A 13,473-nucleotide genomic window follows, 5' to 3' on the forward strand; every position below is an offset into this window, starting at 1 on the left:
CCCGGCGGCCGGAAATCGAAGCGCTGAACCGATGTTAGTATAGGCCAGCAATGACGGTTTTATTGCAGCCGCTGTTGCGCTGGCTGCGCGTCCAATCCGTAAGATGTGATCGATGTTGCCCTGCAACACGGGCGACAAGCGGAACGAATTATCCTACAAATGCCCGGTTCATTCAGGGCTGTCGTTTGAAACGCCCTTTCCCGATAAAATCATGAGGATACGACATGGAATACCGCACTCTCGGCCGTTCCGGGCTGAAGGTTTCGACGCTGACCATGGGCACCATGACGTTCGGCGGCGGCGGTGCGTTTTCGGCGGTCGGCAAGACCGATCTCGACGAGGCGCGCCGGATGATCGACCTTTGCATCGATGCCGGCATCAACGTCATCGACACCGCCAACGTTTATTCGAACGGGGTGTCAGAGGAGATCATCGGCGAGGCGCTCGGCGGCAAGCGCAAGGGCGACGTGTTGATCGCCTCCAAGGCGCGCATGCGGATCGGCAAAGGCCCCAATGATGAAGGCCTGTCGCGCTATCATCTGATCCGCGAATGCGAGAGGAGCCTGAAGCGCCTCAGGACCGATGTCATCGACATCTATTTCCTGCACGAGTGGGATGGCCTGACACCGCTCGAGGAAACCATCGCCGCGCTCGACACGCTGGTCGCGCAGGGCAAGGTCCGCTATGTCGGCTGTTCCAATTATTCCGGCTGGCAGGTGATGAAGGGGCTCGGTATCAGTGACCGTCATCACCAGCCGCGCTTCGTCACCCAGCAGATCCACTACACTCTGGAAGCCCGCGAGGCCGAGTATGAATTGTTGCCGATCTCGGTCGACCAGGGGCTCGGCGTGCTGGTCTGGAGCCCGCTCGCCGGCGGATTGCTGTCCGGCAAATATCACCGTGACCAGCCGACCGCCCGCCAGCTCAGCGGCTGGTCGGAACCGCCGATCCGCGACGAGGACCGGCTGTGGCGGATCGTCGACGTGCTGATCGATATCGGCAAGAACCACGGCGTGTCGGCAGCGCAGGTGGCGCTTGCCTGGTTGCTTGGCCGGCCCGCCGTCAGTTCGCTGGTGATCGGCGGACGAACCGAAGCGCATTTCAAGGACAATATCGCTGCTGCAAGCCTGGTGCTCGGCGATGAGGAGCGCACACGCCTCGACGTGGTCAGCAGGCCGCCCGTGCTCTATCCCTACTGGCACCAGCAATTCACGGCAAAGGACCGGTTCGGGCCCGCCGATCTCGTCCTCGACCGGGACGGCGCCTGAAAAAACGCCCTGAAGCGGGGCTCCCCGGACTGCGACGAGATATGGAGCCGATCGTGCCTTGCGGTGTTGTGTTTGTGGCCCAATGCTCCTAGGCAAAGGCCAAGCACAATGAAAGGAAACGATATGCCACGAGCACCGAACTACGGTCAGGAACGCAAGGAACGCGACCGGCAGAAGGCTGCCAAGAAGGCGGAAAAGCAGGCTGCCAAGGTCGCGGCCAAGGAGCGCTCGAAGCCCGAGGGCGAAAGCGAGTCCCAAACCAACACCGAAACGGCCGAGTGATGATATCAGGCCTGTCAGGCGGCCCGGGTCTCGATCAAGTCCCCGCTATGCCTCAGGCCGGCGCCTTGTCGCTGACGAAGACGTTCACTTCGCGGGCGGCGGCAATGAAGGCCCGTCTTGCGTTCATGGCCGGCTTGTCGCCGGCCAGCGCATCATGACAGGCTTGCAGCGCTTCGCGGTGCTTGGGGCTGCGCTTGCCGGGCCAATTGTTGAGGAGGTAGTCGGAAGCCTCGCGGGCCGTACGCAAGAGCTGATTGCTTCCCGCCGCGCCCTTGACGGTCACGGGTGTGTCAAATCGGTTGTTTTCCATCGCCGCTCTTACGCCATCGGCATTTGCGAAGCGAGACCGAAAGTAGCTTTCTTCGCTCATCTGCCTTTTTCGTGATCAATGGCCGCCGATCCTCACTCAAGCGACGACGGCAAATCCCCTGGCGCGCAGGCCGCGCCGGTCTGCGCGCAACGACGTGACCAGCCGGTCGCGGCTACCGTCGATATGAGATGAAAGCAGGCAGGCGGCCCCGTCGGCATCGCCGGCCCGCACCGCCGACAGAATGTCATGGTGTTCGGCCCAGGCACGGCCAAGCGCTGCCTCGTCGCGAACCTCGAGCCAGCGGGCGCGCGACAGGCGCGTCATCGCATCACGAACCGCTCTGAACAGGAACTCGTTGCCTGACAGGCGCGCCAGCTCGATATGAAAATCCATGCCGACACGATGCCATTCCTCGCGCGGCGTCTGGTCGTCGCAGGAATCGAGCATCGCCTCGATGATTTCGACGGCACCCCTGTCCTGCAAGGCACAAGTCAGCCTGACTGCCGCGACCTCGACCGCCTCGCGATAGACGGCGATCTGCTCCAGCTCGGCAAGATTGATGGGCGAGACCGTCCAGCCGCGGCCGTCGCGGCAGATCAGGCCTTCGGTCTCGAGCCGCAGTAACGCCGCCCTGACCGGCGTGCGCGAGGCGCCGAAGCGGCTTTCGACCCAGCGCTCCGTCAGCCGCTCGCCGGGACCGATCTCGAGCCCGAGGATCATCTCGCGAAGCTGCTTTTCGACGTTCTGCATCTGCGACATTGGCGTTCCGTTGTTGGAGCCGGTTCATTGGCCCTCTGCTCACCGGCCATTACTGGCGATCACTTTGCAGGGACCGCATTGACAGCGACCAGCCTTGCGTCCATGCCGGATACCAGTTTGGTATCCCAAAATGGTATCCGCAGCAACCCAACGACAGCAGTCTCTGACATGCCGCAAGACGCCACCCTCGCCGTGCAAGGCACGCATAACGTCCACTGGCGCCGCAATCTCGCCGTGTGTTTTGCCGGCTCGTTCAGCACGCTCGCAGCGATGACGCTGCTGTTGCCGTTCCTGCCGCTCTACGTCGAACAGCTGGGCGCCGAGGGCCATGCGGCGATCGTGCAGTGGTCGGGCATCGCCTACGGCGCCACTTTCCTTGCTGCCGCGCTGGTCGCACCCCTGTGGGGGCGGTTAGGCGACCGCTACGGCCGCAAACTGATGCTGGTGCGCGCCAGTTTCGGCATGGCGATGTGCATGTCGCTGACCGGCATGGTGCAGACTGTCTGGCAATTGGTGTTCTTGCGCCTGCTGATCGGCTTTGCCGGCGGCTATTCTTCGGGCTCGACCATCCTGGTTGCCATGCAGACGCCGAAGGATCGCTCCGGCTGGGCGCTGGGCGTGCTGTCGGCCGGAATCACGGCCGGTGCCCTGGTCGGCCCGCTGCTCGGCGGCGCGCTGCCGCCGCTGATTGGCATCCGCGCCACATTCCTGCTCGCCGGCGGCGTCATTTTCCTGGCCTTTCTGGCAACCACCTTGCTGATCAAGGAGGCCCCTCGCCCGGTTGCCGCCAAGGCCGCGTCAGAAGAAAAGGCGAAAGGCGGCTGGTCGCAAATTCCCGACAAGCGCCCCGTCGTCGCCATGCTGGCGACCGGGACGCTGTTGAGTTTCGCCACCATGTCGATCGAGCCGATCATCACCGTCTATGTCCAGCAGCTCATCGAAGATCCGAGCCAGGTCACGCTGGTCTCCGGCATCGTCATGTCGGCGGCAGCGCTCGGCGCCATCCTGTCGGCGTCGCGGCTCGGCAAGCTCGCCGACCGTATCGGCCACTGGAACGTCATCGTTGCCGCGCTCGCAGTCTCGGCGCTGCTCCTGATCCCGCAGGCCTTCGTCACGCAAGGCTGGCAGCTCGTCGGCCTGCGTTTCCTGATGGGCATGGCGCTTGGCGGTCTTTTGCCCTGCATCACCAGCGTCATCCGCCACAATGTGCCTGACGGCGTCGGCGGCAATGTGCTGGGCTTGTCGATCTCGGCGCAATATGTCGGGCAGGTCGCCGGACCGTTGCTCGGCGGCTTCGTTGGTGGCCATTTCGGCATGCGCGCGGTGTTTCTCGGCACATCCGTGCTGATGGCGGGCGGAGCGGCCTATAACTGGCTGGTCCAGTCGCGCCGCGAACGCGACATGCTGGCGGAAGCCGGCAAATCCTGACACGGTTCGCGCAGCGCTATCTCAGGCGGTCGCCAGCAATTACGGAGGCCTGGAAAATGAGCACGGATGAACACGCGGCAGGCAGCCGCATTCTGATTTTTGCCGGCGGCCTATGCGGCGCAACCGGCGTGGCGCTTTCGGCGGCGTCGGCGCATCTCGGCGGCGCTTTCGTCGGTACGGCCGCGTCCTTCCTGCTCATGCATGCGCCGGTTTTGCTTGCCGTCGGGCTGCTCGGTGGCAATACCATCCTGCGAAGCGGAAGCCTCATCCTCCTCGTCGGGCTTCTGCTGTTCTCGGGAGATCTCCTCGCTCGCGACTTCCTCGGCTCGCGGCTGTTCCCGATGTCGGCGCCGATCGGCGGCACCTTGCTGATCGGCGGCTGGCTGGTGATGGCCGCCTCGGCGCTGGTGCGCCCGCGCCGCCATTGATGCGACAACCAATGGCGGCCGCTGCTCTTTCACCAGCCGCGCTCGATCCACGAGCTCTGTCTTGCCAGCTCAGTCTCGCGGACGTTCGAGCCGGACTTGCCCGTCGCGCTTGGTCGTCTTGACCACACGCCGTCGCTCCGGCCGTTCGGTAGCCGGCGAGATGCCCCAATAATTGCGATAGATGTCTTCGAACAGATGCTTGACCGGGTGCATGGCTTAATCTCCTCTAGCTTATTTGAATCGATCCAATCAGCAGGCGAAAAAATGCGCTGCCAATCAGCTCCACTCGCGTCGCTTCAGGAAACGCAGGTCGCGAATCCACGGACCGGTCCTGTCGCGCCGCTTCCGGGCCTCCGCGCTCGAGCGGATGCTCCAGTCGTTCCGGTAAATGTCCTCGAACAGATAATTGACGGGGTGCATGGCACTCTCCTCTTGTATCGATCCAATCGGTAGAACGAAAAACGCTCTTGGATCGATTCAAAGAATACGCGCCGCACCATAAATGTCAAGCAAAAATTTGAATCGATCCAAGGAAGGTGTTAGGTAATCGGCGATACTGTTGGACCGGAATCCCGGAGACAAACAAATGGCATCACTCACCGAAGGCAGCAGGAGGCCCATCCGGCTGGCCGACATCGCCAAAGCCGCGGGCGTATCACACGGCACTGCCTCCAATGTCTTCAGCCGTCCCGAAATCGTGCGCGAGGAAGTCCGCGAGCGGGTCAAGGCGGCGGCCGAGGCGCTGGGCTATGCCGGCCCCGATCCAAAGGGCCGCCTGCTGCGTGCCGGCAAGGTCAATGCGATCGGCGTCGCCACCACCGAGCCGCTGTCCTATTTCTTCGACGACCCCTTTGCTCGCGTGATGATGGCCGGCATCTCGGAGGCATGCGACGCCACCGGCGCGGGAATTGCCCTGGTGTCAGCTGGCAACGAGGAAAAACTTGCCTGGAACATCCAGAGCGCCCTGGTCGACGGCTTCATCCTGTTCTGCATCGAGGGCGGTCCGCGCCTCGTCGAGCTGACACGCGAACGAAAGCTCCCCTTCGTCGCGCTCGAGTTCGGCTCGCAGGACGACACGGTCTCGGCGATCAGTATCGACAATGTTGCCGGCGGCCGGCTGGCGGCGCACCATCTGGCGGTACTTGGACATCGCCGCTTCGCCGTGTTGTCGCTGGCCTTCGCCGACGACAGCACCGGACTTGTCTCGCCCGAGCAGGTCCGGACGGCAGCCTATACCGGGACCCGTGACCGCCTCCTCGGCTATTTCGAAGAGCTTTCCCAATTTGGTGTCGACACCGCCAAGGTGCCGGTCTACGAGACCGAAAACGACAAGGCGAGCACAAGGGCTGGTCTCGAAACCATCTTCGCCTCGGCGGAACCGCCGACCGCCATCCTGGCGATGTCGGACCGGATCGCAATGGTGGCATTGGAATGGCTCAACGCACGGGGTATCACGGTTCCCCGCGATGTTTCCGTCGTCGGCTTCGACGGCGTGCCTGAAGCCGCAATTTGCGAGCCTCCGCTCACCACCATCGCCCAGCCGATCGCCGAGATCGGCCGCCGGGCAGCGCGAAGAATCCTCGACTTCGATGGCACAGTGCGGCGAGAAACGCTCGACGTCGAACTTGTCGTCAGGGCATCGTCCGGACCGCCGCCAAGTACAGGCTGACTGGGCAGATCGGCTCCAAATCTTATCTATTGGCCGCCATGGGACCGATGCCAAAGGATGGACGGCCAGGCGGCGCGTTGCGGACCGGCTTGCCCTTGCCGGACCAGCCGATGGCGGACAGCCACTCCAGATAGAACGCGAGCGCGAACTGCATGGCGATGCCGGCGGCGAGCAGCAGACTGTCATAGGCAATGCCGCCCGGGTTGATCAGCTTCATCACTTGCGCCGCCATGGCAATCACCGTTCCGGCAATGAAAACCGGCAGCGAGCGTTTGCCCAATATGGCGAGCGGATTGTCACGACCGGTGCGGAACAGGTTCGAGACGGAAGGCAAGGCGACGACCAGGTAGCTCATCGCCAGGATGTGCAGCAGTCGCGGCAACGACAGGAATGTCTTGTCGAAACCGGTCAGCACCACCGGCAGGTCGAGCCATGACACATGCCCCCACAGCGGGCTGTGCACCCAGACGAGCGCCGTGAGCACATAGGCGGCGGCGGCGCCGACCAGCCAGCGATTGACCGGGATGGTGCCGCCGCGCCGCACATGCAACACGCTGGCCATGCCGATATTGAACAGCAATTGCCATGACAGCGGATTGAGGAACCAGAACCCGGGCTCCGGGTAGTTCGGTGGCGCGATCTGGTAGATTCCGGCAAGCAGCCAAAGGGCTGCGGACACGGCAAGCGCCGCCAGTGGCCGATAGCTGATGAACAGCAGGAAGGCCGGCGCCATCAACAGCAGCGCTGCATAGACCGGCAGTATGTTGTTGTAACCGAGCTGATGGCCGAGCGTGACGATGCCGACCAGGACTTGTGGCGGGTTTCTGACGAGCGGCTCGATGTTGATCAGCGTCAGAAGGTCCGGCCGTTTCGCAAACACCGCCGCCGCGCAGAAGATAGCCATGACCACCATCGTCGTGACGATGTGGGTGACATAGAGCACGCCGGCGCGGCGCCACATTTTCAGCGTTGCAATCAGCCGGTTTCCCGGCTGGAATTTGGTGCCGTAGGCGAGAGCGACGGACATGCCGGAGATCAGCACGAAGGCCTCGGCCGCATCCGAAAACCCGAAATTCTTGTAGGTCAGGGTTTCGAAAACGGTGCCCGGCACATGGTCGATGAATATGGTCAGGAGGGCGAGAGCCCGGAACACGTCAATACGCGTATCGCGTTCCGGCGAAACTGGCATGGTCATCGATAAAAGGCCTTAAAGCTGGTTGTTCATGCCGGCATGCGACCACCCGGGCGACCACCCGGCGCACACTGCTTCGATCCCTCCCGCGGGGGATTATATCGGCAAAGAAACGGACTGAAATGCGCCCGGTTCAATCAACTTTCGCGGAGCTTGAAAATATTTCGTTTTGAAGCCGGCAAACTAACGAAAGTAACGCGAAATCAAAAGGATGTGACTATGGCCGAGGAGAGCCTCGAAGACGGTATTTTGCAGGAAAATTCAGGCTTTTTCTACCGGCTCCATCGACCCGCCAATTTACCCGGTGACTGGCTGTTCCTGCAGCATGGATCGGGAGTCGATGAGACGACCTTGCTGCCGCTTGGTCGGCAAATCGCGCCGCATGCGGCGCTGGTTGCGGTCCGTGGCCGCATCCCTCAGGAGGGCGGGTTCCGCTGGTTCACGCGAATCACCCCGACGCGTTTCGAACAGGCGAGCATCCGTGCGGAGGCGGACGCATTCGCGGGCTTCGTCGACGGCATCGCGAAGCGCCACCGCTTCGATCTCAGCCGCGCGACCTTTGTCGGTTATTCGAACGGCGCCAATCTGGTCTCAAGCGTCATGCTGCTGCATCCGGGCCTGATCGAGCGCGCCGCATTGCTGCGTCCGATGCCGGTGCTTGACGAGGTGCCGCCGGCCGACCTGTCGAAGGCGCGGGCGTTGATCATCGCCGGCGCCGCCGACCTGACCTATGCGCCATTCGCGGCGGTGTTGGCCGCCCTGCTGAGTTCGCATGGCGCCAAGGTCGAGACCCACACCATTGCCTCCGGCCATGAAATCGGCGATCCGGACGCCGAGATCGTCAGGCAATGGCTGGCGGATCCTGCGGTCGCCGTTGCATCGTCAGATCGATGAGCCTCGAAGCTATCCTCGCCCCATGCGGTTCCAGGCGTCCAGCCCGGCGATCTTGTAGGCTTCGGCCAGCGTCGGATAGTTGAAGGTGTTGTTGACGAAGAAGTCGACGGTGCCGCCGAGATTGATGACCGCCTGGCCAATGTGGATGAGTTCGGTCGCGCCCTCGCCGACGATATGGGCGCCGAGCAGACGGCGTGTTTCGATCGAGAACAGAAGCTTCAGGAAGCCGGTATTGACGCCCATGATGTGGCCGCGCGATGTCTCGCGAAACCGCGCCACGCCGACCTCGTAGGCAGCACCACTCTCGCGCACCTGCTCCTCCGACTGGCCGACGGTGGAGATTTCCGGCACGGCGTAGATGCCGTAGGGAAAGGTTTCGGGCGGCGGCGGCAAGGGCACGCCGAACGCATGGCAGGCGGCCACCCTGCCCTGTTCCATCGAGGTCGAGGCCAGGCTCGGAAAACCGATGACGTCGCCGGCGGCATAGATGTTGGGCGCGCTGGTCTGGAAGGTCTGCGGATCGACCTTGATGCGGCCCCTGGAATCGGACTCGATGCCGACCGCTTCCAAGCCCAGGCTGCCGACATTGCCGGTACGCCCGGCAGCATAAAGCACCATCTCGGAACGTATGGTGCGGCCGTCTGCCAGCATCACCTCGGCATAATCGGGTTTGGAGGCGATCTCCTTGACGGCGCTGCCCAAGCGGATGGTCATGCCGCGGTCGCGCATCTGATGGATGAAGTCGTCGACGATCTCGCGGTCGACGAAATCCAACATGGTATTGCGCGGCTCGACCAGCGTCACCGGAACGTCGAGCGCCGAAAAGATCGTCGCATATTCGACGCCGATGACGCCGGCGCCGATCACCGTCAGCGTGCGCGGCAGCCGGTCGAGCTCCAGCATCTCGTCGCTGTCGAAAATCCGTGTTTTGTCGAACGGCACGTCGCGCGGCCGGTGCGGCCGGGTGCCGACCGCGATCAGTGCATGGGCGAAGCCAACCTCGCTGTAGTCGCCGGTGTCGGTGGTCAGGCTGACCTTATTGGGGCCGAGGAATTTTGCCGCGGCGCGAGCGCTCTTGACCGTGTTGCGCATGAACTGGTGCTGCAGCACCTCGACCTCATGGTCGAGCGTCTTGTGCAGGCGCTCGACCAGATCGCCGACCGAAATGTCCTGCTTGACCCGGTAGCCGCGTCCATAAAAGCCGCGCTCACGCCAGCCGGAGAGGTTGAGCACCGTCTCGCGCAACGTCTTCGACGGTATGGTGCCAGTGTGTACCGACACGCCGCCGAGACGCCGGCCCCTGTCGACCACCAGCACCGACTTGCCGAGCTTGGCCGACTGCACCGCGGCGCGGCGCCCGGATGGGCCGCTGCCGATGACCAGCATGTCGTAGTCCATGTCGCCCCGTCCCCTCGGCTCGGCACCTTTTGTTGCGCCGCAGCAAGCTAACGCTATCCGCGCCATGAATTCAACAAGTCAGACGGCGCCGGGCACTCCGTCACCATCTACGGTGGCGAATGGTTCGATCTTGATTCCACCGCGAACCTTCACCATTTCATCAATACGCGGCCCGTGCATTAACCCGGGTTCGATTACGAGGAAATGACATGAACGCTCGCGTTCTCGACGGCGAAATCATCACCAGCAGGCTCGAAGACGTCCGCGCCTATGAGGGCGTGCGCACGCGGCGCATTCTCGCCTTCGTCATCGATTATTTCATCGTCGCGCTGCTCACCATTCCTTTCGCGATCCTGGTGTTCTTGTTTGGGCTGTTGACGCTCGGCCTCGGCTGGATGCTGTTTTCCATTCTCGTGCCGGCCGTCGCCATCCTCTACATCTGGAACACGCTCGGCAGTAAAGATCAGGCCACCACCGGCATGAAGATGATGGGCATCCGGCTCGACCGGCTCGACGGCAGCCGCATCGACGGGCTGACCGCCGTCGTCCATTCGGTGTTGTTTTGGGCCGGCAATGTCATCCTCTCGCCGCTGGTCCTGCTGGTGAGCCTGTTTTCCGACCGCAAGCGCACGCTGCACGACCTGCTGCTCGGCACGGTCGTCAGCCGCAGCGGCCGCTGAGCGGCTTTGAAGCGCGGCCGCGGCCTTTGCGCGCAAAAGTGAAGACGTCCAATCACCCAGGCTTTCACAATCCTGTTGAATTTTTCGGCGTCCGCGCCAAAGGTAGAGCGATTCGCAGGAGTGTTTCCAAGGCTCGATGACGCAGCACCCGACCCAGTCGCCACAGTTCTTTCTGACCGCGCCCTCGCCGTGTCCCTATCTCGAGGGGCAGTTCGAGCGCAAGGTGTTCACTCACCTGGTCGGCGACAAGGCCCCCGAGATGAACGATCTGTTGACGCAGGGCGGTTTCAGGCGGTCGCAGAACATCGCCTACAGGCCGGCCTGCGAGACCTGCCGCGCCTGCGTGTCGGTGCGCATCCTGGCGCAGGAATTCACCGCCAGCCGCAACATGAAACGCGTCATACAGCATAATTCGGATCTGGTCGGCGCCATGCACGACGCCGAACCCTCCACCGAGCAGTATTCGCTGTTCCGCAGCTATCTCGACGCCCGCCACCGCCGTGGCGGCATGTCCGACATGACCGTGCTCGACTACGCCATGATGGTCGAGGATACCCATGTCGACACCAAGGTCATCGAATACCGTCGCCGCGGACCTGATAGCTTCATCACCGGCAAGGGCCAGGGCGAACTGATCGCCGTGGCCCTCACCGACAAGATGGCCGATGGCCTGTCGATGGTCTATTCCTACTTCAACCCGGACTTCGAGGACCGTTCCCTCGGCACCTTCATGATCCTCGACCACATCGCCCGCGCCAGGGCGATGGGGCTGCCCCATGTCTACCTGGGCTACTGGGTCAACGGCTCGCGCAAGATGAATTATAAGATGCGCTTCCAGCCGCAGGAGCATCTCGGCCCGAAAGGCTGGGAACGCTACAATCACGAAGCGGTTTCGCGCTGATTTCCGCTTTCGGTATTCACCCTTAAATTGTTTCGAGGAGGATGCCGCTGGGCTTCCGGCCGATCGGCGGAAGACCGGGCGGGTCAATTTTGCGCCTCCAAGCCTATCGCGAGAATTGCTGCATGTCTTCCCACAACGACCACCAGAGAGGCCTTCTGATCACCACCATCGGCGGGTTGACGCTGACCGTCGACATTCCGCTGATCCGGCTCGCCGACGGCGAGGCATGGACGATCCTGCTCTTGCGCACCGGCACGACCTTCGTGGCCACGCTCGTCATCTGGGCCATCTGGCGCTCGCTGAGCGCAAAGGCACCGCAGCTTATCCCGGGCTGGTCAGGGCTCATCGTTGCCGCCCTCTACGGACTCGGCTCGATCGCCTTCATCACTGGCGTCTACAACACCTCGACCGCCAACCTCGTTTTCATCCTGGCCTTCACCACCATGTTCGCGGCCCTTTTGTCGTGGCTATTCCTGAAGGAGAGGCCACAGCCCCTGACGGTCGCAGCGTTGGCATTGATGATCGCCGGCGTCGTGATGATTGTCGGTGATTCCGTCGGAACCGGGCATCTCTTCGGCGACCTGATGGCACTATGCTCCGCCTTCATGATCGCCGCGGCCATCACCATCTCCCGCGCCAGCGGCAAGGATATGGGCTTCACCGCGCTGATCGGAGTCGTGCTGCCACTGGCCATCGCCGCCCTGATGGTTTCCAAGGTGGGTTTTCACGTCAACGCACCGTGGTGGATCGTCTTCAACGGCGCCGTCATCATGCCGATCTCGTTCTTCTGCCTCGCCAACGGTCCGAAATACATTTCCGGGCCGGAAGTGGCGATGTTCTACCTGTTAGAAACCGTGCTGGCGCCGGTCTGGGTGTGGATGATCTTCGCCGAGACCCCGTCGCGCAACAGCCTGATCGGCGGCACGATCCTCATCGTCACCTTGATCGGCCATTCGCTCTGGCAGTTGCACGAGGGGCGTAAGCGCCGCGCCAGGCTCGCCGTCAGTCACCCGGCCTGATTCTTTTTCGCGGCGGCGCGTTCGGCGACAATTTCGATCTGCGGCGGTGCATCTTCCTGCTCCGCCGGTTCGGCGGCAGCGAGTTCATCGGTCAGCTCCACCTCGCGCAGCCATTCGCGCCAGATCGCGACCAGCAGGGCCATCAGCACCGGGCCGATGAACAGGCCGAGAAAGCCCATTGTCTTGACGCCGCCGATCAGGCCGAAGAAAGTCGGCAGGAAGGGCAGCTTTATCGGCCCGCCAACCAGCTTCGGGCGCAATGTCTTGTCGACGACGAAGAGTTCGACGGCGCCCCAGATGAACAGCGCCAGGCCGGCCATCGGCGAGCCGCTGGCGGCGAGATAAATCGAGACCAGCGTGAACGACAGCGGCGCGCCGCCGGGGATCAGCGCCATGATGCCGGTCAGTGCGCCGAGCGTCACCGGCGACGGCACGCCGGCCAACCAGTAAGCGATGCCCAGCACCAGCCCTTCGCCGATGGCGATAACCGTCATGCCGGTGACGGTCGAGGAGATCGTCGCCGGCACCACGCGTGAGATCCGTTCCCATCTGGCCGGCAGGATGCGTTCGCCGAGGCGATCGACCTGCCCGGCGAAATGCTCGCCGTCGCGATAGGCGAAGAACAGCGCGATCATCATGAACAGCAGCGTCAGCAAAAGGCCGAAGGCGCTGCCGCCGGCGGCAAGCACGCCGCGATAGATGCTGCCGATATTGGCGCCGCTGATCAGCTGGATCAGTTCGCCGATACCGCCTGGATGGCCAACGTTGACCGTCCATTGTTCATTGAGCCATTCGCCTACCACAGGCAGCGTGGCGATCCAGTGCGGCGTCGGCGCGCCGTAGCGGTTGGTCTCGATCGCCCAGCCGACCCATTCGCGCACCTCGTTGATGGCATAGGTGCCGGCAAGCGCGATCGGCACCACCAGGAAGGTCAGGATGAACAGGATCGCAAGGGTCGCGGCGATCGTGCGGTTGCCGCCGACGCCGGCGAGCAGCCGCCGATAGAGCGGCCAGCTGGCGAAAGCGATCACCAGGGCGGCAAGGACCGGGAATAGGAAGCCGTGGAAGAAATAAACGCCGGCGGCGACGATCAGCACCAGGAGCCAGCGCGCCGCCGACAGCGGCGGAATGACAGCGGCCCTGAGCGGCGTCGACAGGCCAAACAGGCGCTGCTGCCGCTCCGGCTTCTGTATCCTGACTTCCTTCAAGCGACTACCTCCCCAACGCCCCGTGTCGTCCAGATGC

General features: G+C 63.1%; 16 protein-coding genes. 9 read left to right on the forward strand and 7 right to left on the reverse strand.

Translation table 11 applies throughout. From position 1 onward, the window contains the following. Positions 1 to 224: 224 nt before the first annotated feature. Both NKH89_RS16635 and NKH89_RS16640 read left to right on the forward strand, forming a co-directional pair. Positions 225 to 1,268 carry an aldo/keto reductase gene (locus NKH89_RS16635; protein WP_023717264.1) on the forward strand — a complete coding sequence of 348 codons (1,044 nt, stop codon included), beginning with the start codon at positions 225 to 227 and terminating at the stop codon, positions 1,266 to 1,268. A gap of 123 nt (positions 1,269 to 1,391) precedes the next feature. Then, positions 1,392 to 1,550, forward strand: coding sequence for a hypothetical protein (locus NKH89_RS16640; protein ID WP_023717263.1), 159 nt, complete (start codon positions 1,392 to 1,394; stop codon positions 1,548 to 1,550). 52 nt (positions 1,551 to 1,602) lie between these two features. Here NKH89_RS16640 and NKH89_RS16645 read toward each other — a convergent pair whose 3' ends face one another. Together NKH89_RS16645 and NKH89_RS16650 are read right to left on the reverse strand one after the other, a co-directional pair. Next, positions 1,603 to 1,860 carry a DUF982 domain-containing protein gene (locus NKH89_RS16645; RefSeq protein ID WP_023674477.1) on the reverse strand — a complete coding sequence of 86 codons (258 nt, stop codon included), beginning with the start codon at positions 1,858 to 1,860 and terminating at the stop codon, positions 1,603 to 1,605. A gap of 96 nt (positions 1,861 to 1,956) precedes the next feature. Next, complete coding sequence (locus NKH89_RS16650; protein WP_352909338.1) at positions 1,957 to 2,619, reverse strand: GntR family transcriptional regulator; 663 nt, start codon at positions 2,617 to 2,619, stop codon at positions 1,957 to 1,959. Positions 2,620 to 2,787: 168 nt separating this feature from the next. Between NKH89_RS16650 and NKH89_RS16655 the strand changes: the two genes are divergently transcribed. Then, the gene (locus NKH89_RS16655) at positions 2,788 to 4,047 is read left to right on the forward strand and encodes a multidrug efflux MFS transporter (protein WP_352909340.1); all 1,260 of its coding nucleotides are present in this window, start codon (positions 2,788 to 2,790) and stop codon (positions 4,045 to 4,047) included. 56 nt (positions 4,048 to 4,103) lie between these two features. Beyond that, positions 4,104 to 4,475, forward strand: a complete 372-nt coding sequence (locus NKH89_RS16660) for a DUF423 domain-containing protein (protein WP_023717260.1) — start codon at positions 4,104 to 4,106, stop codon at positions 4,473 to 4,475. A 69-nt stretch (positions 4,476 to 4,544) separates the two neighbouring features. Here the strand turns inward: NKH89_RS16660 and NKH89_RS16665 are convergent, their stop codons facing one another. Then, on the reverse strand, positions 4,545 to 4,688 hold the full coding sequence (locus tag NKH89_RS16665; RefSeq protein ID WP_023717259.1) for a hypothetical protein: 144 nt from the start codon (positions 4,686 to 4,688) through the stop codon (positions 4,545 to 4,547). A 63-nt stretch (positions 4,689 to 4,751) separates the two neighbouring features. Next, positions 4,752 to 4,895 (reverse strand): hypothetical protein, encoded by a 144-nt coding sequence (locus tag NKH89_RS16670; RefSeq protein WP_023717258.1) that lies wholly within the window; start codon positions 4,893 to 4,895, stop codon positions 4,752 to 4,754. Between the two features lie 166 nt (positions 4,896 to 5,061). Between NKH89_RS16670 and NKH89_RS16675 the strand changes: the two genes are divergently transcribed. Continuing rightward, positions 5,062 to 6,144 carry a LacI family DNA-binding transcriptional regulator gene (locus tag NKH89_RS16675; protein ID WP_023717257.1) on the forward strand — a complete coding sequence of 361 codons (1,083 nt, stop codon included), beginning with the start codon at positions 5,062 to 5,064 and terminating at the stop codon, positions 6,142 to 6,144. A 22-nt stretch (positions 6,145 to 6,166) separates the two neighbouring features. Here the strand turns inward: NKH89_RS16675 and NKH89_RS16680 are convergent, their stop codons facing one another. Further along, entirely contained in the window at positions 6,167 to 7,339 is a 1,173-nt protein-coding gene (locus tag NKH89_RS16680) for an OpgC family protein (RefSeq protein ID WP_023717256.1), read from the reverse strand. Between the two features lie 216 nt (positions 7,340 to 7,555). On the opposite strand from NKH89_RS16680, the gene NKH89_RS16685 reads away from it, so the two are divergent. Next, positions 7,556 to 8,230, forward strand: a complete 675-nt coding sequence (locus NKH89_RS16685) for an alpha/beta hydrolase (RefSeq protein WP_352481241.1) — start codon at positions 7,556 to 7,558, stop codon at positions 8,228 to 8,230. A gap of 9 nt (positions 8,231 to 8,239) precedes the next feature. Here NKH89_RS16685 and sthA read toward each other — a convergent pair whose 3' ends face one another. Next, positions 8,240 to 9,628 (reverse strand): Si-specific NAD(P)(+) transhydrogenase, encoded by a 1,389-nt coding sequence (gene sthA, locus NKH89_RS16690; RefSeq protein WP_023717254.1) that lies wholly within the window; start codon positions 9,626 to 9,628, stop codon positions 8,240 to 8,242. Positions 9,629 to 9,837: 209 nt separating this feature from the next. On the opposite strand from sthA, the gene NKH89_RS16695 reads away from it, so the two are divergent. The 3 genes from NKH89_RS16695 to NKH89_RS16705 all read left to right on the forward strand — a co-directional run bounded on the left by NKH89_RS16695 (position 9,838) and on the right by NKH89_RS16705 (position 12,228). After that, positions 9,838 to 10,308 carry an RDD family protein gene (locus NKH89_RS16695; RefSeq protein ID WP_023674465.1) on the forward strand — a complete coding sequence of 157 codons (471 nt, stop codon included), beginning with the start codon at positions 9,838 to 9,840 and terminating at the stop codon, positions 10,306 to 10,308. A gap of 136 nt (positions 10,309 to 10,444) precedes the next feature. After that, positions 10,445 to 11,209 carry an arginyltransferase gene (locus NKH89_RS16700; protein WP_023717252.1) on the forward strand — a complete coding sequence of 255 codons (765 nt, stop codon included), beginning with the start codon at positions 10,445 to 10,447 and terminating at the stop codon, positions 11,207 to 11,209. A 122-nt stretch (positions 11,210 to 11,331) separates the two neighbouring features. Continuing rightward, positions 11,332 to 12,228 carry a DMT family transporter gene (locus NKH89_RS16705; protein ID WP_352909341.1) on the forward strand — a complete coding sequence of 299 codons (897 nt, stop codon included), beginning with the start codon at positions 11,332 to 11,334 and terminating at the stop codon, positions 12,226 to 12,228. Here NKH89_RS16705 and NKH89_RS16710 read toward each other — a convergent pair. Beyond that, positions 12,216 to 13,436: an AI-2E family transporter gene (locus NKH89_RS16710; protein ID WP_023717250.1), complete on the reverse strand. Its 1,221-nt coding sequence runs from the start codon at positions 13,434 to 13,436 to the stop codon at positions 12,216 to 12,218. The two genes, NKH89_RS16705 and NKH89_RS16710, sit on opposite strands and share 13 nt — an antisense overlap. Positions 13,437 to 13,473 lie beyond the last annotated feature (37 nt).

The organism is Mesorhizobium sp. M0923, assembly GCF_040319365.1.
In the GTDB taxonomy this organism is placed as follows: domain Bacteria; phylum Pseudomonadota; class Alphaproteobacteria; order Rhizobiales; family Rhizobiaceae; genus Mesorhizobium.

Coding starts and splice junctions, on each gene's coding strand:
- NKH89_RS16660 (WP_023717260.1), top strand. CDS start 4,104: ATGAGCACGGATGAACACGCGGCAGGCAGCCGCATTCTGATTTTTGCC.
- NKH89_RS16655 (WP_352909340.1), top strand. CDS start 2,788: ATGCCGCAAGACGCCACCCTCGCCGTGCAAGGCACGCATAACGTCCAC.
- NKH89_RS16665 (WP_023717259.1), bottom strand. CDS start 4,688: ATGCACCCGGTCAAGCATCTGTTCGAAGACATCTATCGCAATTATTGG.
- NKH89_RS16685 (WP_352481241.1), top strand. CDS start 7,556: ATGGCCGAGGAGAGCCTCGAAGACGGTATTTTGCAGGAAAATTCAGGC.
- NKH89_RS16645 (WP_023674477.1), bottom strand. CDS start 1,860: ATGGAAAACAACCGATTTGACACACCCGTGACCGTCAAGGGCGCGGCG.
- NKH89_RS16670 (WP_023717258.1), bottom strand. CDS start 4,895: ATGCACCCCGTCAATTATCTGTTCGAGGACATTTACCGGAACGACTGG.
- sthA (WP_023717254.1), bottom strand. CDS start 9,628: ATGGACTACGACATGCTGGTCATCGGCAGCGGCCCATCCGGGCGCCGC.
- NKH89_RS16635 (WP_023717264.1), top strand. CDS start 225: ATGGAATACCGCACTCTCGGCCGTTCCGGGCTGAAGGTTTCGACGCTG.
- NKH89_RS16675 (WP_023717257.1), top strand. CDS start 5,062: ATGGCATCACTCACCGAAGGCAGCAGGAGGCCCATCCGGCTGGCCGAC.
- NKH89_RS16680 (WP_023717256.1), bottom strand. CDS start 7,339: ATGACCATGCCAGTTTCGCCGGAACGCGATACGCGTATTGACGTGTTC.
- NKH89_RS16640 (WP_023717263.1), top strand. CDS start 1,392: ATGCCACGAGCACCGAACTACGGTCAGGAACGCAAGGAACGCGACCGG.
- NKH89_RS16705 (WP_352909341.1), top strand. CDS start 11,332: ATGTCTTCCCACAACGACCACCAGAGAGGCCTTCTGATCACCACCATC.
- NKH89_RS16650 (WP_352909338.1), bottom strand. CDS start 2,619: ATGTCGCAGATGCAGAACGTCGAAAAGCAGCTTCGCGAGATGATCCTC.
- NKH89_RS16695 (WP_023674465.1), top strand. CDS start 9,838: ATGAACGCTCGCGTTCTCGACGGCGAAATCATCACCAGCAGGCTCGAA.
- NKH89_RS16700 (WP_023717252.1), top strand. CDS start 10,445: ATGACGCAGCACCCGACCCAGTCGCCACAGTTCTTTCTGACCGCGCCC.